This window comes from Algibacter ulvanivorans (assembly GCF_048381495.1).
GTDB lineage: Bacteria > Bacteroidota > Bacteroidia > Flavobacteriales > Flavobacteriaceae > Algibacter_B > Algibacter_B ulvanivorans.
Genome location: NZ_JBLWGD010000001.1, coordinates 750361 through 774885, shown reverse-complemented (window position 1 = coordinate 774885; position 24525 = coordinate 750361). Strand labels below are relative to the sequence as shown.

At 31.4% G+C, this 24525-nt stretch carries 25 protein-coding genes; 13 read left to right on the top strand and 12 right to left on the bottom strand.

Annotation, left to right across the window (positions count from 1 at the left end; genetic code table 11):
* Positions 1-6: 6 nt before the first annotated feature.
* From dapB to ACNG5D_RS03605, 4 genes are all read left to right on the top strand, one after another.
* Entirely contained in the window at positions 7-711 is a 705-nt protein-coding gene (dapB, locus tag ACNG5D_RS03620; protein WP_418182125.1) for a 4-hydroxy-tetrahydrodipicolinate reductase, read from the top strand.
* 65 nt (positions 712-776) lie between these two features.
* Complete coding sequence (lepB, locus tag ACNG5D_RS03615; RefSeq protein ID WP_418182124.1) at positions 777-2360, top strand: signal peptidase I; 1584 nt, start codon at positions 777-779, stop codon at positions 2358-2360.
* A 39-nt stretch (positions 2361-2399) separates the two neighbouring features.
* Entirely contained in the window at positions 2400-3023 is a 624-nt protein-coding gene (locus tag ACNG5D_RS03610) for a WbqC family protein (RefSeq protein WP_418182123.1), read from the top strand.
* On the top strand, positions 3023-3331 hold the full coding sequence (locus tag ACNG5D_RS03605; protein WP_418182122.1) for a DUF6122 family protein: 309 nt from the start codon (positions 3023-3025) through the stop codon (positions 3329-3331). The genes ACNG5D_RS03610 and ACNG5D_RS03605 overlap by 1 nt, the downstream gene beginning before the upstream one ends.
* Before the next feature lies 1 nt (position 3332).
* Here ACNG5D_RS03605 and ACNG5D_RS03600 read toward each other — a convergent pair whose 3' ends face one another.
* From ACNG5D_RS03600 to ACNG5D_RS03570, 7 genes are all read right to left on the bottom strand, one after another.
* On the bottom strand, positions 3333-4154 hold the full coding sequence (locus ACNG5D_RS03600) for an endonuclease/exonuclease/phosphatase family protein (RefSeq protein ID WP_418182121.1): 822 nt from the start codon (positions 4152-4154) through the stop codon (positions 3333-3335).
* A gap of 208 nt (positions 4155-4362) precedes the next feature.
* Positions 4363-5235: a rhomboid family intramembrane serine protease gene (locus ACNG5D_RS03595; protein WP_418182120.1), complete on the bottom strand. Its 873-nt coding sequence runs from the start codon at positions 5233-5235 to the stop codon at positions 4363-4365.
* Positions 5235-5984, bottom strand: a complete 750-nt coding sequence (locus ACNG5D_RS03590) for a rhomboid family intramembrane serine protease (protein WP_418182119.1) — start codon at positions 5982-5984, stop codon at positions 5235-5237. Before ACNG5D_RS03590 ends, ACNG5D_RS03595 begins: the two co-directional genes overlap by 1 nt.
* Before the next feature lie 2 nt (positions 5985-5986).
* A complete protein-coding gene (gene mutL / locus ACNG5D_RS03585; RefSeq protein WP_418182118.1) occupies positions 5987-7837 on the bottom strand; it encodes a DNA mismatch repair endonuclease MutL in 1851 nt (616 codons plus the stop codon).
* Positions 7838-7840: 3 nt separating this feature from the next.
* Positions 7841-8128: a riboflavin synthase subunit beta gene (locus ACNG5D_RS03580; protein ID WP_418182117.1), complete on the bottom strand. Its 288-nt coding sequence runs from the start codon at positions 8126-8128 to the stop codon at positions 7841-7843.
* Positions 8129-8603: 475 nt separating this feature from the next.
* Positions 8604-9089, bottom strand: a complete 486-nt coding sequence (gene ribH / locus ACNG5D_RS03575) for a 6,7-dimethyl-8-ribityllumazine synthase (RefSeq protein WP_418182116.1) — start codon at positions 9087-9089, stop codon at positions 8604-8606.
* Positions 9090-9100: 11 nt separating this feature from the next.
* Entirely contained in the window at positions 9101-9871 is a 771-nt protein-coding gene (locus tag ACNG5D_RS03570; RefSeq protein ID WP_418182115.1) for a tetratricopeptide repeat protein, read from the bottom strand.
* Positions 9872-10010: 139 nt separating this feature from the next.
* Here ACNG5D_RS03570 and recF point away from each other — a divergent pair, with 139 nt between their 5' ends.
* From recF to ACNG5D_RS03550, 4 genes are all read left to right on the top strand, one after another.
* Positions 10011-11090 (top strand): DNA replication/repair protein RecF, encoded by a 1080-nt coding sequence (gene recF / locus ACNG5D_RS03565; protein WP_418182114.1) that lies wholly within the window; start codon positions 10011-10013, stop codon positions 11088-11090.
* Between the two features lie 156 nt (positions 11091-11246).
* Complete coding sequence (locus tag ACNG5D_RS03560; RefSeq protein ID WP_418182113.1) at positions 11247-12413, top strand: IPT/TIG domain-containing protein; 1167 nt, start codon at positions 11247-11249, stop codon at positions 12411-12413.
* 302 nt (positions 12414-12715) lie between these two features.
* Positions 12716-13012 carry a DciA family protein gene (locus tag ACNG5D_RS03555; protein WP_418182112.1) on the top strand — a complete coding sequence of 99 codons (297 nt, stop codon included), beginning with the start codon at positions 12716-12718 and terminating at the stop codon, positions 13010-13012.
* Between the two features lie 97 nt (positions 13013-13109).
* Positions 13110-13301 (top strand): cold-shock protein, encoded by a 192-nt coding sequence (locus ACNG5D_RS03550; protein ID WP_019386352.1) that lies wholly within the window; start codon positions 13110-13112, stop codon positions 13299-13301.
* A gap of 163 nt (positions 13302-13464) precedes the next feature.
* Here ACNG5D_RS03550 and ACNG5D_RS03545 read toward each other — a convergent pair whose 3' ends face one another.
* Positions 13465-13884, bottom strand: a complete 420-nt coding sequence (locus ACNG5D_RS03545) for a nucleoside-diphosphate kinase (protein ID WP_418182111.1) — start codon at positions 13882-13884, stop codon at positions 13465-13467.
* Between the two features lie 86 nt (positions 13885-13970).
* Between ACNG5D_RS03545 and ACNG5D_RS03540 the strand changes: the two genes are divergently transcribed.
* From ACNG5D_RS03540 to ACNG5D_RS03520, 5 genes are read left to right on the top strand one after another with little or no spacing between them, the layout of a single operon-like run.
* Entirely contained in the window at positions 13971-14990 is a 1020-nt protein-coding gene (locus ACNG5D_RS03540; RefSeq protein WP_418182110.1) for a DHH family phosphoesterase, read from the top strand.
* Complete coding sequence (gene gldI, locus ACNG5D_RS03535) at positions 14983-15525, top strand: gliding motility-associated peptidyl-prolyl isomerase GldI (RefSeq protein WP_418182109.1); 543 nt, start codon at positions 14983-14985, stop codon at positions 15523-15525. Before ACNG5D_RS03540 ends, gldI begins: the two co-directional genes overlap by 8 nt.
* A gap of 9 nt (positions 15526-15534) precedes the next feature.
* On the top strand, positions 15535-16659 hold the full coding sequence (locus ACNG5D_RS03530) for a peptidylprolyl isomerase (RefSeq protein ID WP_418182108.1): 1125 nt from the start codon (positions 15535-15537) through the stop codon (positions 16657-16659).
* Between the two features lie 55 nt (positions 16660-16714).
* Entirely contained in the window at positions 16715-17644 is a 930-nt protein-coding gene (lgt, locus tag ACNG5D_RS03525; protein ID WP_418182107.1) for a prolipoprotein diacylglyceryl transferase, read from the top strand.
* Position 17645: 1 nt separating this feature from the next.
* Positions 17646-18122 carry a DUF192 domain-containing protein gene (locus ACNG5D_RS03520; RefSeq protein WP_418182106.1) on the top strand — a complete coding sequence of 159 codons (477 nt, stop codon included), beginning with the start codon at positions 17646-17648 and terminating at the stop codon, positions 18120-18122.
* 228 nt (positions 18123-18350) lie between these two features.
* Here the strand turns inward: ACNG5D_RS03520 and secDF are convergent, their stop codons facing one another.
* The 4 genes from secDF to ACNG5D_RS03500 form a co-directional block, all read right to left on the bottom strand.
* Positions 18351-21332, bottom strand: coding sequence for a protein translocase subunit SecDF (gene secDF / locus ACNG5D_RS03515; RefSeq protein WP_418182105.1), 2982 nt, complete (start codon positions 21330-21332; stop codon positions 18351-18353).
* Between the two features lie 230 nt (positions 21333-21562).
* On the bottom strand, positions 21563-22177 hold the full coding sequence (locus tag ACNG5D_RS03510; RefSeq protein ID WP_418182104.1) for a hypothetical protein: 615 nt from the start codon (positions 22175-22177) through the stop codon (positions 21563-21565).
* Positions 22178-22257: 80 nt separating this feature from the next.
* Positions 22258-23184: a malate dehydrogenase gene (gene mdh, locus ACNG5D_RS03505; protein ID WP_418182103.1), complete on the bottom strand. Its 927-nt coding sequence runs from the start codon at positions 23182-23184 to the stop codon at positions 22258-22260.
* Between the two features lie 240 nt (positions 23185-23424).
* Positions 23425-24441: a DUF6588 family protein gene (locus tag ACNG5D_RS03500; protein ID WP_418182102.1), complete on the bottom strand. Its 1017-nt coding sequence runs from the start codon at positions 24439-24441 to the stop codon at positions 23425-23427.
* Positions 24442-24525 lie beyond the last annotated feature (84 nt).

Below are 24525 nucleotides of genomic sequence, written 5' to 3'. Positions count from 1 at the left end.
AAAAAGATGAATATAGCATTACTTGGATATGGAAAAATGGGTAAAACCATCGAGCAGATAGCTATTAAACGTGGACATAATGTCGTATTAACTATCGATAAAGAAGATACCAACTACGACATTACAAAAGCCGATGTTGCTATAGATTTTAGCATACCAAATGTAGCATTTAACAACATATCTAATTGTATAAACAATAATGTTCCCGTTATTTCAGGAACTACCGGTTGGTTAGACAAATATAACGAAGCTGTTGCCTTATGTAATGAAAAAAAAGGAGCATTTATTTATGCCTCTAATTACAGCTTAGGTGTAAATATATTTTTTGAGCTTAACAAAACACTTGCCAAAATGATGAGTGCTTTAAAGCAGTATAACGTAACTATGGAAGAAATACACCATACACAAAAACTTGATGTACCAAGCGGAACCGCAATTTCATTGGCAAACGATGTTATTAAACATCATGAAGGTTACAATAACTGGAAACTTGAGGAAACAGCAGACAAAACAATTCCTATTGCAGCAAAACGCATTGAAGATGTTCCTGGAACGCACACCGTAACTTACAAAAGCGAAGTAGATACTATAAATATAGAACACATTGCGCATACCAGACAAGGATTTGCATTAGGCGCTGTAATTGCTGCCGAGTGGATTGTAGGCAAAACAGGCGTCTTTACAATGAACGACGTGTTAAATATAGGTTAATACTTAATACATGTGTAACAACTAGCCAATAGTTACAACTAACAAAAAATTAAAATTTTAAGATTATGACTTGGACACAATGGTTTATTTTTATCTTAATCATTCAAATTATACATGGTTTAGGCACTTGGAAACTTTATACTAAAGCAGGCAAACAAGCATGGCAAGCCTTTATTCCTATTTACAATGGCATTGTACTAATGAAAATAATAAACCGCCCATGGTGGTGGATTATTTTATTGTTTCTCCCTATTGTTAACCTTATCATGTTCCCTGTTGTATGGGTAGAAACGGCCAGAAGTTTTGGCAAAAACACACTAACCGATACTATTTTAGCCGTTATAACTCTTGGTTTTTACAACTATTATCTTAATTATGTTGCACAAGTAGAATATATAGAAAACAGAAGTTTACAGCCTAAAACCGCTGCAGGAGATTGGGTAAGTTCTATACTTTTTGCTATTGTTGCTGCTACCATTGTGCATACCTATTTTATGCAACCTTTTACAATACCTTCCTCCTCTTTAGAAAAATCTCTACTTGTTGGAGACTTTCTTTTTGTAAGCAAATTTCATTACGGAGCCAGAGTACCAATGACAACAGTTGCAGCTCCAATGGTTCATGACACCATTCCGATTTTAAATAAAAAATCGTATTTATTCGACGATAATTTTGAAGCACGTAAAACCGCTTTGAAAAATAAATTACAACTGCCTTATTTAAGATTCCCAGGATTTGAAAAAATAGATAGAAATGAAATTGTAGTATTCAATCAGCCAGCAGATACGCTTTTGGATATGAATGATTTTAACCCAAAACGTAACTATTACAAACCTATAGATAAAAAAACAAACTTAGTAAAACGTTGTGTTGGTGTAGCCGGTGATTCGCTTGAAGTTAGAAATGGCTATGTATATATTAACGGAAAGAAAAATGAATTGCCAGATAGAGCACACTTACAATTTAGTTATTTAGTGCAACCAAAAACAAATCAATTTAACCCAAAATTTGTTAAAGATCGTTACGATATTACAGATGGCTTTGGAATTATGAATGCGCAAAACACATACTATTTCTCTGCCATTTCTGATGAAGCTGTAGCTAAATTTAAAAATCATCCTAACGTTGCAAGTATTACGCCTAATATTCAAGAAAAAGGTGTTAGAGATCCAAATATTTTTCCGCAAGACCCAAATTACAATTGGAATATTGATAATTTTGGGCCATTATACATACCAGAAGCCGGAAAAACAATAGCCATTAACTTAGAAGTTTTACCATTATATAAACGTGTTATTACAGAGTACGAAGGCAATACGTTGCAAGTAAAAGGCAATCAAATTTTAATTAATGGAGAAGTATCGAATACATATACTTTTAAACAAGATTATTATTGGATGATGGGAGACAACCGCCACAACTCGATTGATGCCAGACGTTGGGGTTTTGTACCATTTAACCACGTTATAGGCAAACCCGTTTTTATATGGATGAGTTGGGACGGATTTCCTAATGCTCGCTGGGAACGTTTCTTTACAACTGTTAGTGGTAAAGGAAAAGCAACATCTTATTTAATTCCGTTTTTAATTTTATTATTTGGTTGGATGGGATTCAATAAATGGAGAAAACACAAAAAAGAAAAAGAATAAATTTCTCAATTATTTTTTAAAGCCAAGCTAAAATAATAAATGAAAATTATTATTCATCCAACATATTTTCCAAACATTGCCACATTTACAGCTATTGCAAATGCAAATAATGTTGTTTTTGAAATGGATGATAACTTTTTAAAACAAACCTATAGAAATCGCACATATATTTATGGTGCAAATGGTAAATTAGGATTAAACATTCCTGTTATTCATTCGCAAAAAAACCGCCAAAAATATAAAGATGTTAAAATTTTTAATGAAGATAATTGGCAAAGCCAACATTGGAAATCTTTACTTTCGGCATACAGAACTTCGCCTTTTTTTGAGTATTACGAAGATGAAATTAAGCATTTATTTACCGAAAAAACCAATTTCCTTTTAGATTTTAATTTGAAATGTTTTGAAGTTATTTGCGAATGTTTACAGTTAGAAATAAACACATCTAAAACTGAAGTGTATCAAAAATCATTTGAAGACAAAACAGATTTTAGACATTTAGTTCACGCTAAAAAAGAACCTATTTATAATTTTGAAAACTATACACAGGTATTTAATAGTAAACATGGTTTTATAGAAAATTTAAGCATTTTAGATTTATTATTTAACGAAGGCCCAAACGCTCTAAACTATTTAGAATCGCAAACTATAAAATCGTTATAATGTTACAAAACCTTGCACATTACGGTTGTCATTTTCTTTTGCCTTTAGTTATCGCTCTACTCTTTTTTAAATCGAATTGGAAGTATGCTTATTTAGTTATGGTTGCTGGAATTCTGATTGATTTAGACCATTTATTAGCAACTCCAATTTTCAACCCAAATAGATGTAGTATTGGGTTTCATCCGCTCCATTCTAGCTTTGCTATTTTATTTTATATTTTTTTATGTATACCTAAAAAATCTAGATTGGTTGGTCTAGGATTAGTTATTCATATTATAGCAGATAGTGTTGACTGTGCTTTCATGTAATTTACTTTTCTAAGCTAAGTGTTGCCATAATAGGATAATGGTCTGAGAAATGTTGGTTATAGGCTTTAAACCCATTTATATTAAAAGCTTTATCGGCAAAAATAAAGTCTATACGAATAGGAAAAAATTGAAAATCGTAAGTACGCCCAAAACCATTCCCCGCTTCTTTAAAAGTATCATTTAAATTACCCTTAATTTGTCTATACACATAAGAGAAAGCTGTATTATTAAAGTCGCCACAAATAACCATTTTATAGTTACATTGCTTTTTGTGCATTAAAAACAATTCTGTTTGAAACTGCTGCATTTTAAACGATGTACCAATACGTTTAAAAAGACGCTCTGAATCTTCTTTTTTTAAGTTTTCAACTTTAGTATCGATATGTAAAGACTCTAAATGAATATTATAAAACCGTATGGTATCTTTTCCTTTTAAAACATCGGCAAAAATGGCATTATTAGCAGTATCTGGAAACTCTATAGACCCAGAATTGATAATAGGAAATTTAGAAAAAATAGCTTGACCGTATTTAGTTTTTTTACCCGATAGTTTTTCAAATTTATATTTATAAAAAGACATATCGATATTTTTATGCGGATGGTATTCTTGAATACTTAAAACATCTGGGGACTCTGCTTTAATAAAGTCTATAATTTTAGTTTCAATATTTTTTTCTGGTATCCATTCATAAAGATTAAAAAGCCTAACATTATAGTTCATAACTTTAATATTATGCGGGCTGTTAATTTTAGTAGAAGACGAAAACTTATATAAAGAACCAAATGAAAAATATCCAATTACTAAGGCTATTAGAGATAGCATAAATTGCTTTTTTAATCGAAACAGCCAATACAAAAAAAATAAAACATTAATTATTATTAAAAAGGATACTCCTAAGTTTACTACCGAAAGCACAGAAAAGGTTTTAGGAGGTAAAAAAGGTAAAATAAAAGAAAGCAAAAGCAATATTGTAAAAACAACATTTATAAAATAAATAATTTTATTTATAAAACTTAAACCTTTCATCGTTTTACTTACCTGCTCTAAATAGAAACTCTTTTTCTTCAGAGGTTAAACTATCGTAACCACTTTTACTAATTTTATCTAAAATAACATCTATCTTCTTTTGGTTATTAAAAGCATTAAAATCGGCTTTTGTATACCCGCCTACTTTACTTTTACTTTTATTTTTGTGTACCGTTTTTAATGGCCCTCTTCTCGATGATTTAAAAAAGGTAACTATACGATCCATTATTTTCTCGAAGCCTTTACCAATATCATGCCCTTTAACAAGTTGGTTAGCATAAACATACCCTAATAAAGCACCACCTAAATGCGCCAAATTCCCTCCAGCATTTCCTGCAGGATTTTGTATTCCAGAAAATACTCCAACAACATCTAATACCACAATAGCGGCTCCAACATACCATAATTTTAAATTAAACGTAAAAAAACGAATGTCTTGATTTGGCATATAAGCACAAAGAAAAATTAATAACGCTCTAACTGCTGCCGATGCACCTAACAATCTTGAGTTACCACCAAAAACACTAGGGAATAACGTATAAAAAAGCATAAACATTAAACCTCCAGAAATAGCTCCAAGAAAATAAATATTTAAAGCCATTTTAGGGTTAAATAAATTTATAAACATACGCCCTAAAAAATATAGCCAAAGCATATTAAATAATATATGCAAAAAATCATAATGCAAAAAAGCATAAGTTATTACAGACCAAGGCTTGAGTAAAAACTTAGAAAAATCGCTAGGCAACTCAAACCATATAAAATCTACCCTTAAAATTAAAGACAATAAAAAAATAATAGCATTTACAACTATTATTTTTTCTAATACATTAAGATTAGAAAGTTTTTGTTTTATATCTTGATTAAGAGTACTCATTAATACCAACGATTTCTGTTAAACTGATTTTTTTTCCAATACCACATAATTAAAAACCCCGCTAGAGCCCCACCAACATGAGCCATATATGCCGTATTACTTGGACTAAAGAAAGATTGACCTGTTAAACCAGAAATTAAATCTAGAATAATAATTCCAGGAATAAAATATTTTGCTTTTATAGGTATTGGCAAAAATATCATCATTAGTTCTGCATTTGGATTCATCATACCAAAAGCAGCCATAACTCCCATAATACATCCAGAAGCCCCAACCATAGAAGCATTGAAAGCTGGATAAATATCTTTTAATAATGAAACTTGAGATTGAGATACACCTGCCAGAACCTCGTTTGTAGTTAGCATTTGCTTAATATTTTGAGATGTTAACCCCGACTCTATTAAAGTATTGTAACTTGGTAAATATTGAAAATAATAAAACCCTATTTGAAGCAAAACAGCTCCTAATCCAGCCGAAACATACAAAAACAAAAAACGCTTAGACCCCAAAACTTGTTCTACTGGCGAGCCAAACATCCAAAGCGCAAACATGTTAAACAGAATATGCATAGCACCACCATGCATAAACATGTGTGTAATTATTTGCCATGGTTTAAAAGCGCTATTTTGTGGAAAATACATGGCAAACCATTCGTAAAACAAATTACCATTTCCTATGCTTAAAGTACCAATAAACATAATCACGTTAATGATTATTAAATGTTTAACGGTTTCTGAAATTCGCATCATATTTATATAAATTTTTTGTCTAACTCATCAACACTCATTGTTATAAATGTTGTTTTATTAGTAGGCGACACATTGGGTTCTTTACAAGCAAATAACTTATTAACCAAATGTTCTTGTTCATCTTTTTGGAGTGATTGCCCTGTTTTAATTGCTAAACTTTTTGCCATAGATTTTGCCAATAAATCGGTAGCACTAAAATGGCTATCTGGCACTTCGTTTTCTACATCGCTTATTAATTGCTCTAAAATAATAGATACTTCGCTTTCAGGTACACCAACAGGCACACCTGTTATATCTATCGCTTCTTCTTTAACGTTAGAAAATGCAAAACCAGTATGTTCTAAATCGTCTTTTAATTGGTTTATTATAGCAATGTCTTGTGGTGAAAAATGTAACTGCAATGGAAATAATAACTGTTGGCTTGCAGCTTCTTTAATCGTTAAGTTTTTAAGAAAATCTTCATACAAAACGCGTTGATGTGCACGATGCTGATCGATAACTAACATACCAGATTTTATAGTGCTTACTATATATTTATTATGGAGTTGATATGTTGTTTGTGCTTTTTCTACTTGGGTATCGTCTTCAAAAATTGTTGCCGTTTGCTCTTCGCTTTCAAATGTAACTTCTGTAAAATCTGGTTTAGAGTCGTTACTTTTAGATTCTAGACCAACATATAGGCTTTCCCAACTTGATGCGGGTTCTTTTTTATATGATACGGCTTGCGGCTTAGATGCTGCTTCGGTTTTAAATGGGTTAAAACTTCTATCAACTTCTACTTTTGGTGTATTTGAAGCTGTACTTTTATAACTATAAGGTGTGTCTAGATTAGGGTCGCGCTCAAAATCTAATACTGGTGCTATATTAAATTGCCCTAAACTATGCTTTACTGCCGATCGTAATAAAGCATAAAGTGTATGTTCGTCATCAAACTTTATTTCCGTTTTTGTAGGATGTATATTTATATCGATAGTTTGCGGGTTAACTTTTAAATTTAAAAAATAGCTAGCGTGAGTTCCGCTTTTAAGTAACCCTTCAAAGGCAGAAGCAATAGCATGGTTTAAATATGCACTTTTAATAAACCGATCGTTTACAAAAAAGTATTGTTCACCTCTAGTTTTCTTAGCGAATTCTGGTTTCCCTACAAAGCCTGAAATCTTAAGTACTTCGGTATCTTCTTCAACAGGAACTAATTTTTCGTTTGTTTTATTTCCAAAAATGTTAACAATTCTTTGGCGATAATTACTAATAGGCAAATTAAAACTTTCGCTACCATTATTGTATAAAGCAAAACTAATATTAGGGTGTGCTAAAGCTACACGATGAAACTCATCAATTACATGACGTAATTCAACAGCGTCAGATTTTAAAAAATTTCGTCGAGCTGGTATATTAAAAAAGAGGTTTTTTACTGAAACCGATGTTCCTGTAGGGGTTACAACAACATCTTGAGAAACTACATTGCTCCCTTCTATAACTAAACAGTTACCAACATCGTCGGTGTCTTGCTTTGTTTTTAATTCTACATGGGCTATTGCTGCAATACTCGCTAAGGCTTCTCCACGAAAACCTTTGGTGTGTAACTGAAACAAATCTTCGGCATTTCTTATTTTAGATGTTGCATGACGCTCGAAACTTAATCGCGCATCTGTATTACTCATTCCTTTGCCATTATCAATAACTTGAACAAGGGTTTTTCCTGCATCTTTAATAATAAGTTTTATTGTATCTGCTCCTGCATCAATAGCATTTTCAAGTAGTTCTTTAACTACAGAGGCTGGGCGCTGTACAACTTCTCCTGCAGCTATTTGGTTTGCTACATGGTCGGGTAAAAGCTGTATAATGTCTGCCATAAATTATTTAGGTAAAAAAATAGATAAATCGAAATCAATAATAAAAAGGAAAACTAAAATAAGTATTGCAACAATAATTAAAACACGCTTATTTACTGTATTGTCTGGGTTGTTTTTAAAATCATCTAAAGCATCATTAAACTTGCCTTTTATGCCTTTATTAGGGCCAACTGTTTTTCTAAACTCATCAAATTTATGCTTAATTTCAAATGGGTTGCCTTGACCTTTATCATCAAAATAACGAGGTGTATAACTAAACTTTTTGTTTTTACGCGTTTTTAAAATTCCCATGATTTCTTGCTTTAAAATTCGAATTTACATGTATTTTTTTTCTAACAAATACATACAAATCAATAATAATACCAAAATAAAGACTAAAACCTTCATTGACATAGCACCTCTTGTTTTTATTTTAGTGCCTGAGTGTTTTCGCCATTTTGAAACAAAATCTTTGGTATTTGTATTATTTTCTAAACTAGAATTTGCTTGATTTTCGTTTGAAAACCTAGGCTGGTAATTAAATTTTCTATGCTTGCGTTGTTTAAACAAAATCTAGTTTTTATGCCATTATATTAAAATATATAGCATGGCTCGTCAAATCAAAAATACTTAAAAGTATGCAGAAACGACAGTTTAAATTGCTAAAAAATGTTAAGAAAAGTCTTTTTAAAAACCTATAAACAAAAATAGCTTTTCTGTTTTTTACGAAGTACTTTATTTTTTTAGGGGTTTATTTTTTTTGATTTTTTAAAACCCAAAAACGGCACTAACTATTTTTACGAAGTTCGGCCATTTTAATTGCTGCAATTGCCGCTTCTGTGCCTTTATTACCGTGCTTACCTCCAGAACGCTCAATGCTTTGTTGCATATTATTATCTGTAAGTACACAGAAAATAACAGGTGTTTCGCGCATAACATTTAAGTCTTTAATACCTTGTGTTACGCCTTCGCATACAAAATCGAAATGCTTAGTTTCTCCTTGAATTACGCTACCAATTGCAATAACAGCATTAACCATTTGTTCTTGCATTTTTTTGCAACCATAAATTAGCTCAAAACTTCCTGGAACATCCCATCTTATAATATTATTGGGCAACACGCCATTATCGATAAGAGCTTCAAAAGCGCCTTTATAAAGCCCTTCGGTAATATTACTATTCCATTCTGAAACAACAATCCCAAACCGATATTTACTCGCGTTTGGGATTGTTGCTTTATCGTATTCTGATAAGTTTTTATTTTTGGTTGCCATTGTAAATTGTATTACTTATTAGCTAATACTTGCGCTTTACCAATAAACACATCTACTTTTGAAGCCTCTGTAGAGTTAGCATAATCATTTTTTATTCTTTCAAAATATGCTAAGGCTTTATCTGCCTTACCCAAATTTAAAGCAATGGTTCCTGCTTTAAATAAGTACATTGGTGTTGTAAACTCGTTATCACGCATTTCTGCTGCTTGCTCGTAATATCCTAAAGCATCTTCGTTTTGGTTTAATTGCACAAAAGCATCGCCTATGTTACCTTTTGCTAAAGGCGCTAAAATTTCGTCGTTACTTTTAAACGCGCTTAAATACTCGACAGCATTTTTGTAATCTTTTAATCTTAAATAAGCAGTTCCTGCATAATAGTTGGCTAAGTTAGCAGAAGGTGTACCGCTGTATTCTTCTATAATATCTAACATACCAAACTTACCTTCTCCTCCATTTAATGCTAAATTATAAAGCGAGTCTTTTGCTGCTCCTGTAACGGCTTGATCAAAATATTTTTGTGCTTGAAACATATCGTTCATTGCTGCCTGTTGCTTTGGTTTTGCAATGTATTCTTTATACGCCAAAGAACCTAAAACTACTACTGCAACAAGACCAATTATTATGAAAATATACTTTTGGTTTTTTGCCACAAAGTCTTCTGTTTTAGAAGCTGTTTCGTCAAGTGTATTAAAAACCTCGGCCGTTGTAGAATCCTCTTCTATGTTCTGTTGCTTTTCTACTTTTGTTTTTGGTTTATGTCCTCTTTTCTTATAAGTTGCCATTATATGCTTTCTAAAATTATTGTCGCGCAAAAATATAATTTTTCTTCATAACTAAAAGCCTATTTATTTGATATTTTTCAATAATTTGCACTTCTTTTTAAGAGTTTAACCTCAAAACGCTCTTAAAGTTAACTTTTGTATGATTTTAAAATCGCTTTCGTTATTAAATTATAAAAACTTTGACAGCAAGTCATTCATCTTCAACAGTAAGATAAATTGTATTGTTGGTAATAATGGTATTGGAAAAACCAATGTGCTTGATGCTATTTATCATTTATCGTTTGGAAAAAGCTATTTTAATCCGGTTGCAACCCAAAATATTAAGCACAATGAAGACTTTTTTGTTATAAATGGCGACTATAACAAAGGTGAAAAAATCGAAAAAATTGCTGTAAGTTTAAAGCGAGGCCAAAAAAAAGTAATTAAACGTAATGGTAAGGCGTATGAAAAATTTAGCGAACATATTGGCTTTTTACCTTTAGTAATTATATCGCCTGCAGATAGAGATTTAATTATTGAGGGCAGTACAACCCGACGCAAATTTATTGATTCGGTAATTTCGCAAAGCGACAAAAACTATTTAAGTTATTTAATAAATTACAACAAAGTTTTAGCACAGCGCAATGCTTTATTAAAATATTTTGCGCTTAACCACACGTTTAATATTGACACTTTAGAAGTTTACAACACCCAACTCACAGATTACGGCACCAAAATTTTTGAAAAACGCGATGCTTTTTTAAAAGCCTTTATTCCTATTTTTAAATTGCGCTACCAAGCCATTAGTAATGGTAATGAAACTGTTGATTTGATTTACAGCAGCCATTTATTTGATGATAATTTAAATACACTTTTAAAAACTGCTGTTAATAAAGATAAAGCTTTACAATACACAAGTGTTGGAATTCATAAAGATGATTTACATTTTAATATTGAAGGGCACCCCATTAAAAAATTTGGAAGTCAAGGCCAACAAAAATCATTTTTAATTGCTTTAAAATTAGCTCAATTCGATTTTATAAAAACGCAAAGTGGCGTAAACCCTATTTTATTGCTAGATGATATTTTTGATAAGTTAGACGAGCAACGTGTAACCCAAATTATTAAACTGGTTGACGACGAAAATTTCGGACAGCTTTTTATTAGCGACACTCATGCCGAGCGTACTGAAAATGCTGTAAAACAAGTGCATCAAAGTTATGAGGTTTTTAGGTTATAACGAACTTTTTTTAACTAGAACTTTACTAACATTTAACTCAATACAGCTTTATTTTATAAAAAAATCGACTACTTTCGCTTAGCACTATTAAAAGATATAAAGCTTTAAACGATTTTATATTTGCGAAATATTCGCCTAAATTAGAAAAGCAAAAGCATGAAAAAATATTTAAGTTTACTAACGGTTATAATATTAATCTATTCTTGTTCAAGTGAGGAAGCCGATAAGGAATTAACACAAAGTCTGTTCCCAACAAATATCTCGATCGATATACAATCTGCTAGTATTGGAGATATTATAACAATTAATGGAAATGGATTTTCTACATCTGAAAATTACATTGTAACTTTTACTGAAAACCAAAATGCAACAGTCTCTGAAGTAAATAACAATTACCTAAAGGTTGAAGTTCCTGAAAATGCAATTTCTGGAAATGTAAGCTTAACTTTTAATAATCAAACAGAAACTATTACTAACATTGAAATAAACACTCCTATAGACATTAATCCTCCTAGCACACCAAATGATATAACATATAATATTAGTTTTCCAAATGTAAATATTGATTGGAATGCGTCTACTGACATAGAAAACAGCCCTATTACATATGAAGTTTATTTAACCGAATGGACACCTAATACCGGAACAAACCACTATCTACTAGATGTTTACCCTAACTACTCTATTAATGGCCTAGAAACAAATGAAAACAGTTATTCTTTTACTAACTTAAATCCATTAACAAAATATAGAATAGGAATTAAAGCCATTGATGATAGTGGTAACACATCTGAAATTGAAGAAATTGATTTTGTAATGCTGCCATCAGGCACTTATGATGGTGATTTAATTTTAACCACACAAGTATATATTGACTTATTGGAAAATCATAATATCAATACCATAAACGGTAATTTAATAATTGGAAATCTTGATTCGACTTTACTTTCGTTAAATCCTGAAAAAATAAAGAACCTCACAAATCTTTTAGGTATAAATACAATTAAGGGGAGTTTAATTATAGGCAATATAAAAGATATTGCATGGAATATTAATCTTAATTATTTGGAGAATTTAAATGGTTTACAAGACATTGAAACTATATCTGGAAACCTAAAAATTGAAGACACTAACATTCAAAACTTAAATGAATTATCAAGTTTGATTACTATAGGCGGACATATTGAAATCTATCAAAACCCACAACTTTATGATTTTTGTAGTTTAACAGACCTAATTATTTTGAATAATGACTTTGCTATTTATGAAAACTTATACAACCCTAATTTAAATAACTTTATAAATAATGAATGTAGTAACTAATGCTAAAAATAGCATGAATAAATACGTGTTCTAGACTACTTTTAAAAACCCTTACAGATTCTATCTTGATGTGTTCTTGTAAAATTAAGTGTTAATTGATGCTTTTATACATAGCCAGAACCTTTAGCAAGTTATGGTATGCAGCACGCAAATTTCGCGTTAGGGATTGCAATGGAAATCCTTTTTGTAAGGCACGAACAAAAAGATTGGGAATGAAAAGCCCGACCCTTTTAGGGTAACGCCCAAATATTTTTAATACTTTTACAAACTCAATTAATTTTTATAATCTGTTTAATTACACCATGGCCAAACGTAGCAACGAAAACCTTAGTATTAGTGATGCTTTAAAAGAGTTTGTAACAACTAACAAACTTGAAAAAGGATTAAACAAAGTTAACGTGGCTGATGCTTGGGCTAACCTTATGGGGAATGGTGTTAATAATTACACAACAGCTATAAATTTAGAACGCGAAACACTTTACGTACAACTGAGTTCTAGTGTATTACGAGAAGAATTAAGCTACGGAAAAGAAAAAATAATTAACATGCTTAACGAAGAGCTTGGCAAAGTAATTATTAAAAAACTGGTTTTAAGATAATTACACATTGCCACATACTTTATTTTTTTTATTAAAAAGTACTTATGTATTATAATTTATATTACCTTTGGTACTTAATTTTTATAATACAAATACAATGAGTAAAGGTACCGTAAAATTTTTCAATGACTCTAAAGGTTTTGGATTCATCATTGAAGAAGACAACAACAAAGAACATTTCGTACACATTTCTGGACTTATCGATGAAATTCGTGAAGGTGATGTTGTAGAATTCGATCTACAAGAAGGTAGAAAAGGATTAAACGCCGTAAACGTAAAAGTAGTCTAACGATATACTATTTCACAATTACAATAAAAAGCCTATCATTTTTTTTGATAGGTTTTTTTATGGCATAAACTTTACCTTATATATTTTATGCTAATTTAAATTTAAAGCAAAAAAAATCCCAAAACTAAGTTTTAGGATTTTTATTTAAAGTTAAGCTTGCTGCTTAAAATTGCTCTCTTCCTGAAAAATGAAAAGCACCTTCGATAGCTGCGTTTTCGTCGCTATCGCTTCCGTGTACCGCATTTTCGCTTATAGAATCTGCATACATTTTTCTAATAGTTCCTTCTGCTGCATCCTCTGGATTAGTAGCACCTATTAAGGTTCTAAAATCATTTACAGCATTTTCTTTTTCTAAAATTGCAGCTACTATTGGACCACGCGTCATGTACTCAACTAATTCTCCAAAAAATGGACGCTCGCTGTGTATTGCATAAAACGTTTCTGCATCTGCAGTTGTCATTTGTGTTAATTTCATTGCTACAATTTTAAACCCTGAAGCTGAAATTTTTTCTAATATTGCCCCAATGTGTCCTTTCTCAACAGCATCTGGCTTAAGCATTGTAAATGTTCTATTTGTTGCCATTATTTTATTTTAATTTTGTGCAAAAGTAATCTATTTATATTGAATTGCAATAATTCTAATTTTAAAAAATTGTATCTTCGTCAGCTATGAATAAACAAGACATTTCAAGCATAAAGCAACTTTTATCAACAAAAAAAAAGATTGTAATTGTACCACATAAAAATCCAGATGGAGATGCCATTGGCTCAACTTTAGGTTTATACCACTATTTAATTAAAGACAACCACTCTGTTCATGTTATAGCGCCTAACGATTATCCTTCTTTTTTAAAATGGATACCAGGAAACGACTCTATATTAATACACGATTTGCAAACTAAAAATTGTAATTCACTTATTAATGATGCCGATATTATATTTACTCTAGATTTTAATGCTTTTCATAGAACAGGAAACATGGCGCCTATATTAGAAGCTAGTAAAGCTTTAAAAATTATGATTGACCACCATCAAGCTCCAGATAATTATGCTACATTTATGTATAGCGATGTAAATATGAGCTCTACCTGCGAAATGGTTTATAATTTTATCGATATGCTTGATGATACAAACTTAATAGATAAAAACATAGCTACATGCTTGTATGTTGGAATTATGACAGATACTGGCTCTTTTAGGTTTAAATCTACCACCAGTAATACACACGCTATTGTTGCAAAACTTATTAAAAAAGGAGCTAACAATAACCAAATTCACAATAACGTTTACGACACAAATAGTTACGAACGCCTACAGTTATTAGGCTGTGCATTATCTAATTTAAAAGTTATACCAGAAAGCAAAACCGCATATATTACACTCTCGCAAAACGAGCTTCAAAAATACAATTACAAAAAAGGAGACACAGAAGGAGTTGTAAACTACGGTTTATCTCTTAATGGTATTGTACTTGCCGCTATATTTATTGAAGATAAAAACGAAGGCATTATAAAAATCTCTTTACGCTCTAAAGGTAATTTCTCGGTAAACGAAATGTCTAGAGCTCATTTTGAAGGTGGTGGCCACACCAACGCTGCTGGAGGCAAAAGCTACTTAACCTTAGAGCAAACGGTTGAAAAATTTATTAGTATCTTACCTGCTTACAATAAAGCCCTTAATAATGAATAAACTTATTACCTTAGCTATAATTTTACTTGCTTTTGGTTGTAAAACTCCCGAAGCCAGACGGCCCGTTACAGTTAAATCGGGTTCGTTTATTGATGCCTCTGTAGAGCGTAATAAAAAACTTAACGCTAAAGAAAAAAAGTATATTGAAAACTTAATGAAACTTGAAGCCCATACTTACATAGCTTCAGAAAGTGGTTTTTGGTATTATTACAACAACAAATCAACCATCGACACATTAAAAACACCAGTTTTTGGAGATATTATAAACTATAATTATAATATAAAATCCTTAAACGGTCATGTTATTTATTCTACCGAAGAAATAAAAACACAAAACTATGCCATGGATAAAGAAGAGCTTTTTACAGGCCTTCGAGAAGGTTTAAAACTCATGAAGCCTGGGGAGACAGTAACCTTTATATTCCCTTCTCAAAAAGCTTACGGTTATTATGGTGATGAAAACAAAATAGGAAGCAATACCCCACTAATTTGTGAAGTTACCGTAAATTCTATTACCCAAAACAAACCTCAATAATAAATTAATATGTTAGTTAAATATATTATAAGAGCATTATTACTTGTGCTTGCCATAAATTTATTGTCTTGCAAAGCTCAATACCCAGATCTTGAAGATGGTTTATATGCCGAATTTATAACTAATAAAGGCACAATGGTTGCTAAACTAGAACAAGAAAAAGCACCTATAACTGTTGCAAATTTTGTTTCATTAGCCGAAGGCAATAACACTATGGTAAAAGTGCTTTACAAAAAAAAGAAATTTTATAATGGCTTAATTTTTCATCGTGTAATGGATAAGTTTATGATTCAAGGCGGAGACCCTTTAGGCACAGGGCAAGGCAACCCTGGATATAAATTTAATGACGAGTTTCACCCTGATTTAAAACACGACAAGCCTGGTATTCTATCTATGGCAAATTCTGGCCCAAACACTAACGGAAGTCAATTTTTTATAACAGAAGTACCTAAACCTCATCTAGACAACAAATACAATGTTTTTGGAAAGTTAGTTATAGGCTTAAACATTCAAGATTCAATTTCTAATGTAAAAACCAACAGTAAAAACAAACCATTAAAAGATGTTGTTATAGAAGAATTAAACATTGTTAGAAAAGGGAAAATTGCAAAAAAATTCGATGCTCCAACTGTTTTTGAGAATCATTTTATTGAAGTAGAACGTCTTGAAAAAGAAAAAAAAGAAAAAGCAGCAGCAATACTAAAAGCCACACAAGATAAATTTGAAACGCAAAAAGCAAAAGCTACCAGCCTAGATTCTGGTTTAAAATATTATATTTCGAAAAAAGGAACTGGCGAAAAATTATTAGAAACCTCGACCGTTTTAACCCACTATACCGTATATTTTGAAAACGGCAAACTATTAGAAACAAGTAACCTTGAAGTTGCTAAAAAGCATGATGCTGTAAATAAAAAACGAAAAGCAGCTAACAGATACCAGCCCTTAACGGCCAATATTGGGCCAGATGCCCACATGATTGCTGGTTTTAAAGAGGGTTTAAGGCAATTACAAGTTGGCGATAAGGCCACCTTATTTATCCCTTACCATTTAGCCTATGGCGAAGCAGGAACAAGAGGTATACCTGCAAAATCAAATATTATATTTGAAGTTGAAATCTTAAAGCTTCTTAAATAAATTTTAACACTAAAGCTACTATAAACCTTTATATTTACGCTGAAAAACAAAAATTATGTACGCATTAAAATTTGATTGGAACCCAATAACAGGAATCGATATTGTTGGAAACTTCAAAATTCATTTTTATAGCTTAATGTGGGTAACCGCCTTTATATTGGGATGGTACATCATGAAGCGTATTTTTACTAAAGAAAAAGTATCGTTAGAATACTTAGACCCTCTATTTATTTATACCGTTTTGGCTACCATGCTAGGCGCAAGACTTGGGCATGTTTTATTTTATCAGTCAGAATTAATATCACAAGATTTTTTCTCCATCTTTTTACCATTTAAATTTAAAGGCGGTTTTGAGTTTACAGGTTTTCAAGGTTTAGCAAGTCATGGAGCCGCTATTGGCGTAATTATAGGCATGTATTTATACAGAAAAAAATACAACTACAAATCGCTACTATGGATACTAGATCGCATTGTAATAACCGTAGCATCTGGAGCTGTTTTTATTAGAATTGGAAACTTTATTAACTCAGAAATTATTGGAAAAATAACAGACTCTAACTTTGGCGTTCGTTTTATACAAGACCAATATTACAAAAGCGAAATTGTACAACGCACAGGAATAAAAGATGTTAAAAAAGCATATGCAGCTGTAACAGATAATGCTCAATTTCAAAATTTATTAGATGCTGTTCCTTATAGACACCCTTCTCAACTTTATGAGTCGTTTTGCTATATTTTTGTGTTTTTTATTTTATGGTATTTCTACTCTAAAACTACTAAAAAAGACCAGCCAGGATTTTTATTTGGTTTATTTTTAATTTTATTATGGACTATTCGTTTCTTTATTGAGTTTACTAAAGAACCTCAAGGCGAAGAATACATAAATTGGTTAAGTTTAAATACAGGGCAATGGTTAAGTATTCCATTTATTTTAATTGGCTTGTATTTTATGTTTATTTACAAACCAAAATCTTCAGTTAAATAGTATGTATCTAAATCGTTTAATATTACTTTCGGGCTTATCGTCTATACTACTTTTTACAAACTGTAAAGAAAATAAAAAGGTAATAAAACAAACCGAAGTTACTTTTACAAAAGAAGGCGAACTTAGTATTTATAAAGTTGCAGATTCTACAAAAATTACATTAGACATTGAAATTGCTGATACCGATTTTGATATTGAAACAGGTTTAATGTATAGAAACTCTATGAAAAACACCCAAGGTATGCTTTTTGTTTTTAATGATGAGCAAGAACGCTACTTCTACATGAAAAACACAAAAATTCCATTAGATCTTATATATATAAATGCTAATAAAAGCATTGTTAGTTTCCTGAAAAATGCAAAACCTTTTGATGAATCTTCACTACCATCAAATGCTCCTGCTAAATATGTATTAGAAATTAATGCTGGTTTAGTTGATACTTGGAAAATTAATATTGGAGATCGCGTAGATTTTTAAACAAAATAAATTACCTACTTAAAAAGCATCAAAACTATTCTTTAATTAATTGTCTTTAAAGCTTGAAGTTGTTTGCATGTTGATACTAAAATTGGCACAATACAAACCTTAAAATAGATACTTAAAAACATCTATATCTTTAACAATTACATATCCTAAACGCTTAAACAAAAAAAGCCTATCAACAAAAGTTAATAGGCTTCTTATCAAGAAATATTTGAGTTAGTCTTATTTCTTATCTTCTATTTTTTTTACACTATCGTACATAATTGGTGTTGCTATAAATAAAGATGAGTAAGTACCCACAATTACACCTACAATTAAGGCGAACATAAATCCTCTAATTGAATCACCACCAAAAATAAATATAGATAACAACACTACTAAAGTAGTTAACGATGTATTTAACGTTCTACTTAAAGTACTGCTTAATGATGCATTTACAACTTTATCAAATTTCCAACCAGTATGCTCGTTAAAAAACTCACGAATTCTATCGAATACAACTACGGTATCGTTTAACGAATACCCAATTACGGTTAGCATTGCTGCAATAAATGCTTGGTTTATTTCCATATTAAATGGCATAAACTTATAAGTTAATGAGAATACACCTAATACTATTAATACGTCGTGAAAAACAGCTGCTACAGCTCCTAAAGAGTATTGCCACTTCTTAAAACGAATTAAGATATATAAGAACACTACTATTAACGACCCTAAAATAGCCCAGAACGATGCTTGCTTAATATCATCGGCAATAGTTGGTGTTACTTTATAAGATTCTAATAATCCTACTTGCTTATTTTCATCATTTAAATCGATAAATTGCTCGTAAGTTATACCTTCTAAATGTGGCACTAAAGCTTCGTAAAGCGATTTTCTAATCTCTTCATCTACTTGAGATCCAGACTCATTTACTTTATACTTAGTTGTTATTTTTAATTGATTAGCGCCTCCAAATGTTTTAGCATCTGCACTTCCAAAAACATTTGGCTGAGATAATAAGTTTGTAATTTCTGATGCGCTTATATCTTGAGCAAAACGCACTTGGTAAGTTCTACCTCCAACAAAATCTACGCCTTGGTTTAATCCGTTAGTAAATAACGACCCTAAACTTATAATAATTAAAGCTCCAGAAACAATATAAGCTACTTTTCGTTTTTGTAAAAACTCTATATTTATGTTTCTAAATAGGTTTTTAGTAATTCCTGTAGAGAATTCTAATTTTCCGCCACGGTTTGTATACCAGTCTATTAACAATCTTGTTATAAAAATTGCTGTAAATAAAGAGGTTGCAATACCAATTAATAACGTTGTAGCAAAACCTTTAATTGGCCCTGTACCAAAAACAAATAAAATTAGCGCTGTTAAACCTGTAGTAACATTGGCATCTAAAATGGATGATAAAGCGTTACTAAAACCATCTTTAATGGCTTCTACCTGTCCTTTACCTTTTGCCAACTCTTCTCTAATACGCTCAAAAATAAGCACATTAGCATCAACCGACATACCAATTGTTAATACAATACCCGCAATACCTGGTAATGTTAACACAGCTCCTAAACCAGATAAAATACCAAAAATTAATAGTAAGTTTAGTAACATAGCGATATCTGAAAACGCCCCTGCTTTACCGTAATAAAATATCATCCAAAGTAATACTAATGCTAATGCTATTAAGAACGACATTGTTCCGCTTTCAATAGCTTCTTTTCCTAAAGAAGGCCCTACTACTTCACTCTGAATAATATCTGCAGATGCTGGTAATTTACCTGCACGTAATACGTTTGCCAAATCTATAGCTTCGTTTAATGTAAAATCTCCAGAAATTGATGAACTACCTCCTGCAATTGGTCCTGTAGTTACACCAGGAGCAGAATACACAACATTATCTAAAACAATTGCTATTTGGCTGCCTTGAGTATAAGCTTTACCTGTCATTTCTTCCCAGATTTTAGCACCTTTAGCATTCATTTGCATAGATACTTCCGATTTTCCTGTTGGTCCAAATTGGTTTCTAGCATCTGTTACAACAGCTCCACTTAATTGTGGTACGTTTTCTCTATTACCTTTTAATGCATACAGGTCTACAACTTCACTTCCTTTTTCTGGTTTCCCAAAAACAAATTTAGCATAACGTTGCTCTGCAGGAAGTAAAGCTCTTACTTCTGGTCTATTTAAATAATCAAGAACAGTTTCTTTATCTTTAATTTCAAACTTTGCAATAATTGGCCCTCCTTGGTATCCTAATCCTCTAATTAATTTACCTAACGGGTTGTTTTCTGCTACGGCTGTAGAATCTGTTTCTGCATCACCTAATAAATCATCTATTTGATCACTTTCAGCATCTTCTTCGTCTTGAGGCTCTACTTCGGTATCATTATCTACTTTTACTATATCTTTTAAAACAGCATTGGCTTGGTCTATAAATTGGTAAAATTGCTCACCTTTATAAGCATCCCAAAACTCTAATTGTGCTGTACTTTGTAATAAACTTGTTGCACGCTCTACATCTTTTACACCTGGCAATTCAACTAAAATACGTCCAGAGTTACCTAAACGTTGAATGTTAGGTGAGGTAACACCAAACTCATCAATACGTTTACGTAATACTTCAAAAGCAGAAACAATAGATTCGTCTATTTTGGTTTCAATAATACTTTTCACCTCATCATCAGACATGCTTCCGTCAATCTCGCCATCTAACTCTCTGGTATAAAATATATCTGGAGAAGCTAACTTTGTATCGCCTTTAATAGCATCAAAAGCTAAAAAGAAATCTTCTAAATACGTATTTTGACTGTTTTTTTGAATTTCTGAAGCATCTTCTAAAGCTTTATTAAAAACAGGGTCGTTGGTATTATTTGCTAATCCTTTTAATATATCTTTTACAGATACTTGAAGAATAACGTTAATACCTCCTTTTAAATCTAAACCAAGGTTCATGGCTTTTTGTTTCACTTCGTTATAAGTGAATTTAGCGATACCAATATTATAAACTGTATCGGTTGCTTTTTCTTGAAGATAGTTTGCCTCTTCTTGGCTTCTTAGTGCTCTGTAGTTTTCTTCAGATTCTGAAATTTTACTAATCGCAGCTTCTTGCGCCTCTTTTTCAACTGAATTTGCCGAGAATGTGAATGATAATTGGTAAAGACTTACCAAACCAAACAAAATAGCAAATAGTTTTACTAATCCTTTATTTTGCATTGTTGTTCTTTTTTTTTACGTCAAAGTTTTTAACCTAAAATATTTTTAGGCGAGCAAATATAGAATTTACTATATAATTTGACAATTTTATTTTTTGGGTTACAATTTGATATAGAATTATGAATTAAAAATGAATTCTATAATGAATATTTAAAATTTTAAGAAACTAGATATTATTATGTTTTTGCAAAGCCTTATACAAAACTTTACACCACTAATTACCGTTTCTTTTAGCAAATGGGGCCAGCTCTAACCTCGGGTATTATGTGAAGTGGATCGCTTAATAAAATTGAACCTTGTTTTCTAATCTTATAAGCTAGTTGATATATACATTCTTGATATTTAAACCCTATACATTCTATTGCTAGGTAATTAGGGTCTATAAACCTATCGGTTTTAGGTTCGGTATTAAAGCTTATGGCTCCATCAAAATCCCAACCATTTTGTCCATGCTGTATTTCGTATACATTAAGGTTATAGCTAACATCTGCTTCTTCAAAAGGAAAATTTGATGTTTTTTTGTTTTTTGATTCAGATGAAATTTGAAGTGCAACCTCGCTTTCTTTACTAAAGGTTTGTTTAATACTTGCAATATCGGTTTTGCTAAAATAAGAGATTTTTAATCTTCCATTTTTAAACGAAAGTACCTGAATATTTTTAGCTCCTAATGCGTGTAATTGCTGTTTTACAATATGCGCTGTGCTTTCAGTTTGTTTTAATGTTAAGCCTACATCTTGAAATTGCAATACAATTTCTTGATTAGGCGTTACCATTTGATGCTGAGAAATAGCACCAAATAAGGTAAGACTAAAAACTAATATACTAATGCACCATCTTGCAGTCATGCGGCAAATATAATTAAAAAAATAAAGACTGTATTTCTACAGTCTTTATATAATAATATATGTTTTAAATTAGAATTGAATTATAATTCTAATAAGCCATTTGTTTTTGTAACACCTTCTGCACTAGCCTGCATATGAGCTTTTTCGGCTTCACTTAAAGGAATATCTACTATAGACTCTATACCATTTTTACCTAAAATTACTGGTACACCTATACAAATATCGTTTAAACCATATTCTCCTTCTAAATAAGTAGAACATGGGAACATTTTCTTTTGATCACAAGCAATGGCTTGTACTAAACCGCTTACCGCAGCTCCTGGTGCATACCAAGCAGAGGTACCTAATAAACCAGTTAGTGTTGCGCCTCCTACTTTAGTATCGGCAGCAACTTGCTCTAAACGTTCTTCACTTAAAAACTCAGAAACTTTAATACTATTTCTTGTTGCATGACTTGTTAATGGCACCATACCTTTATCGCTATGACCTCCTATTACCATACCATCAATATCACTAATTGGTGCTTCCATTGCTTCTGCCAATCTGTACTTAAAACGTGCAGAATCTAAAGCGCCTCCCATTCCTATAATTCTGTTTTTTGGTATATCTAGTGTTTTATGTGCTAAATAAGTCATGGTATCCATTGGATTACTTACAACTATAAGTACCATATTTGGAGAGTGCTCTAATAAACTTGAAGATACCGATTTTACAATGCCGGCATTAATACCAATTAACTCTTCTCGTGTCATACCTGGTTTACGCGGAATACCAGAAGTAATTACACAAATATCGCTATTTGCTGTTTTACTATAATCGTTTGTTACACCTGTTATTTTAGTATCAAATCCATTTAATGATGCGCATTGCATTAAATCCATGGCTTTTCCTTCTGCGTAACCTTCTTTAATGTCTAACAATACAACTTCTGATGCGAAATTTTTAATTGCAATGTATTCAGCACAACTTGCACCTACTGCTCCTGCTCCAACTACGGTAACTTTCATAATATTATTTAATTTTAATTTATTTAACGCCTGTAAATTCAAAATTCAGCATTTAGTATGTTAATTTATATGATTATGGTCATAAAATTCTAAATAAAAATGCTTAAAATTTATTTAGCGCTAAATTACAAATTAAAATACTGTAAATAAAAAAAGCACAAGATAAAATCTTGTGCTTTTTTAAAACAAAAATTAAATATAACTAACTAAAACTAAACAATTAATATTCTATATATTCGTTTATCTAAATCCAAAGTTAATACCTACCGAAAAGGCATTAAATTCGGACAAGTGATATTCTGCATTAAGCCTAAAAAAGCCTAACTTTAATTTTGTACCAATAGTACCTCTTACTGAGGTTACTTCGCTTGACACAGAAAACGGATCGACAATAGGATCGGACGTTATAACGCCATTTGTTACTCGATATGTTCCTAATAAATCTGATTCTGATGTTCCTTTTATATATCCTAAACCACCATAAAAGTTTATTACTGGTAATTTAGTTGAAGCTATTAATTGAAATAGCCATGTGTTTGTATTATTTTCAATATGTTGGTTTTCGCCATCTATTCCTGAAGATTCTGTTAAGTCATAAGAACCATCTAAATGTGTGTAAGCAACTAAACCAGAAACTGCAACTGGCAAAAGTTTATCGGCCGGTAGCCATTTGGTAAACTCTACTTGTAAACCTGCTCCATACATACTTAACGACACATCATCTGTATCAATTTTCGGAACAAAACGTGCTTTAACTTCAATACCTTTACTTAAACCTAATGCTGCTTGTAAAAAAGCTGTTGGTAACAAATTACCACTTCCGTCGCCTATACCAGATGGTAATTCTATGGTTTGTGTTTGACTTCCAAAAATAGGGTCTTCATATTCAACCTCAACAAAAACAGCTGGATCGTTTTCTCCTAAAACCGTTGCAACCGATTTTGAAGGAGAACTATCTGGAAATGAAATATTATTATAATCGGCTACATTTAAATTAAACATTTTATGCTCATCTTTTACCGAGGCTGCGTTTACAATAACAGATATTTCAAAACCACCTAAAGGTTTGGCATCGGCAGTATTAAACCAATTGGCATTCATACTATGCATAAGTCCATCTGTTCCTGGAGCTAAATAATCGTTAGCAAAACGTTCTGCATCTTCAACACCTGCAGCAAGAAGTGCATCAATATCACTTTGAGCTTTTAAAGTTATTGTTACTAAAGAAAGCAACATAAATAAGGTTAACTTTTTCATTTATTATTTTAATTTGGTTGTACAAACATAAGAAAAAAATCACATAAAATAACATTTCAACGAAAAAAAATGCATCTTAACGAT

Coding starts and splice junctions, on each gene's coding strand:
- dapB (WP_418182125.1), top strand. CDS start 7: ATGAATATAGCATTACTTGGATATGGAAAAATGGGTAAAACCATCGAG.
- lepB (WP_418182124.1), top strand. CDS start 777: ATGACTTGGACACAATGGTTTATTTTTATCTTAATCATTCAAATTATA.
- ACNG5D_RS03610 (WP_418182123.1), top strand. CDS start 2,400: ATGAAAATTATTATTCATCCAACATATTTTCCAAACATTGCCACATTT.
- ACNG5D_RS03605 (WP_418182122.1), top strand. CDS start 3,023: ATGTTACAAAACCTTGCACATTACGGTTGTCATTTTCTTTTGCCTTTA.
- ACNG5D_RS03600 (WP_418182121.1), bottom strand. CDS start 4,154: ATGCTATCTCTAATAGCCTTAGTAATTGGATATTTTTCATTTGGTTCT.
- ACNG5D_RS03595 (WP_418182120.1), bottom strand. CDS start 5,235: ATGAGTACTCTTAATCAAGATATAAAACAAAAACTTTCTAATCTTAAT.
- ACNG5D_RS03590 (WP_418182119.1), bottom strand. CDS start 5,984: ATGATGCGAATTTCAGAAACCGTTAAACATTTAATAATCATTAACGTG.
- mutL (WP_418182118.1), bottom strand. CDS start 7,837: ATGGCAGACATTATACAGCTTTTACCCGACCATGTAGCAAACCAAATA.
- ACNG5D_RS03580 (WP_418182117.1), bottom strand. CDS start 8,128: ATGGGAATTTTAAAAACGCGTAAAAACAAAAAGTTTAGTTATACACCT.
- ribH (WP_418182116.1), bottom strand. CDS start 9,089: ATGGCAACCAAAAATAAAAACTTATCAGAATACGATAAAGCAACAATC.
- ACNG5D_RS03570 (WP_418182115.1), bottom strand. CDS start 9,871: ATGGCAACTTATAAGAAAAGAGGACATAAACCAAAAACAAAAGTAGAA.
- recF (WP_418182114.1), top strand. CDS start 10,011: ATGATTTTAAAATCGCTTTCGTTATTAAATTATAAAAACTTTGACAGC.
- ACNG5D_RS03560 (WP_418182113.1), top strand. CDS start 11,247: ATGAAAAAATATTTAAGTTTACTAACGGTTATAATATTAATCTATTCT.
- ACNG5D_RS03555 (WP_418182112.1), top strand. CDS start 12,716: ATGGCCAAACGTAGCAACGAAAACCTTAGTATTAGTGATGCTTTAAAA.
- ACNG5D_RS03550 (WP_019386352.1), top strand. CDS start 13,110: ATGAGTAAAGGTACCGTAAAATTTTTCAATGACTCTAAAGGTTTTGGA.
- ACNG5D_RS03545 (WP_418182111.1), bottom strand. CDS start 13,884: ATGGCAACAAATAGAACATTTACAATGCTTAAGCCAGATGCTGTTGAG.
- ACNG5D_RS03540 (WP_418182110.1), top strand. CDS start 13,971: ATGAATAAACAAGACATTTCAAGCATAAAGCAACTTTTATCAACAAAA.
- gldI (WP_418182109.1), top strand. CDS start 14,983: ATGAATAAACTTATTACCTTAGCTATAATTTTACTTGCTTTTGGTTGT.
- ACNG5D_RS03530 (WP_418182108.1), top strand. CDS start 15,535: ATGTTAGTTAAATATATTATAAGAGCATTATTACTTGTGCTTGCCATA.
- lgt (WP_418182107.1), top strand. CDS start 16,715: ATGTACGCATTAAAATTTGATTGGAACCCAATAACAGGAATCGATATT.
- ACNG5D_RS03520 (WP_418182106.1), top strand. CDS start 17,646: ATGTATCTAAATCGTTTAATATTACTTTCGGGCTTATCGTCTATACTA.
- secDF (WP_418182105.1), bottom strand. CDS start 21,332: ATGCAAAATAAAGGATTAGTAAAACTATTTGCTATTTTGTTTGGTTTG.
- ACNG5D_RS03510 (WP_418182104.1), bottom strand. CDS start 22,177: ATGACTGCAAGATGGTGCATTAGTATATTAGTTTTTAGTCTTACCTTA.
- mdh (WP_418182103.1), bottom strand. CDS start 23,184: ATGAAAGTTACCGTAGTTGGAGCAGGAGCAGTAGGTGCAAGTTGTGCT.
- ACNG5D_RS03500 (WP_418182102.1), bottom strand. CDS start 24,441: ATGAAAAAGTTAACCTTATTTATGTTGCTTTCTTTAGTAACAATAACT.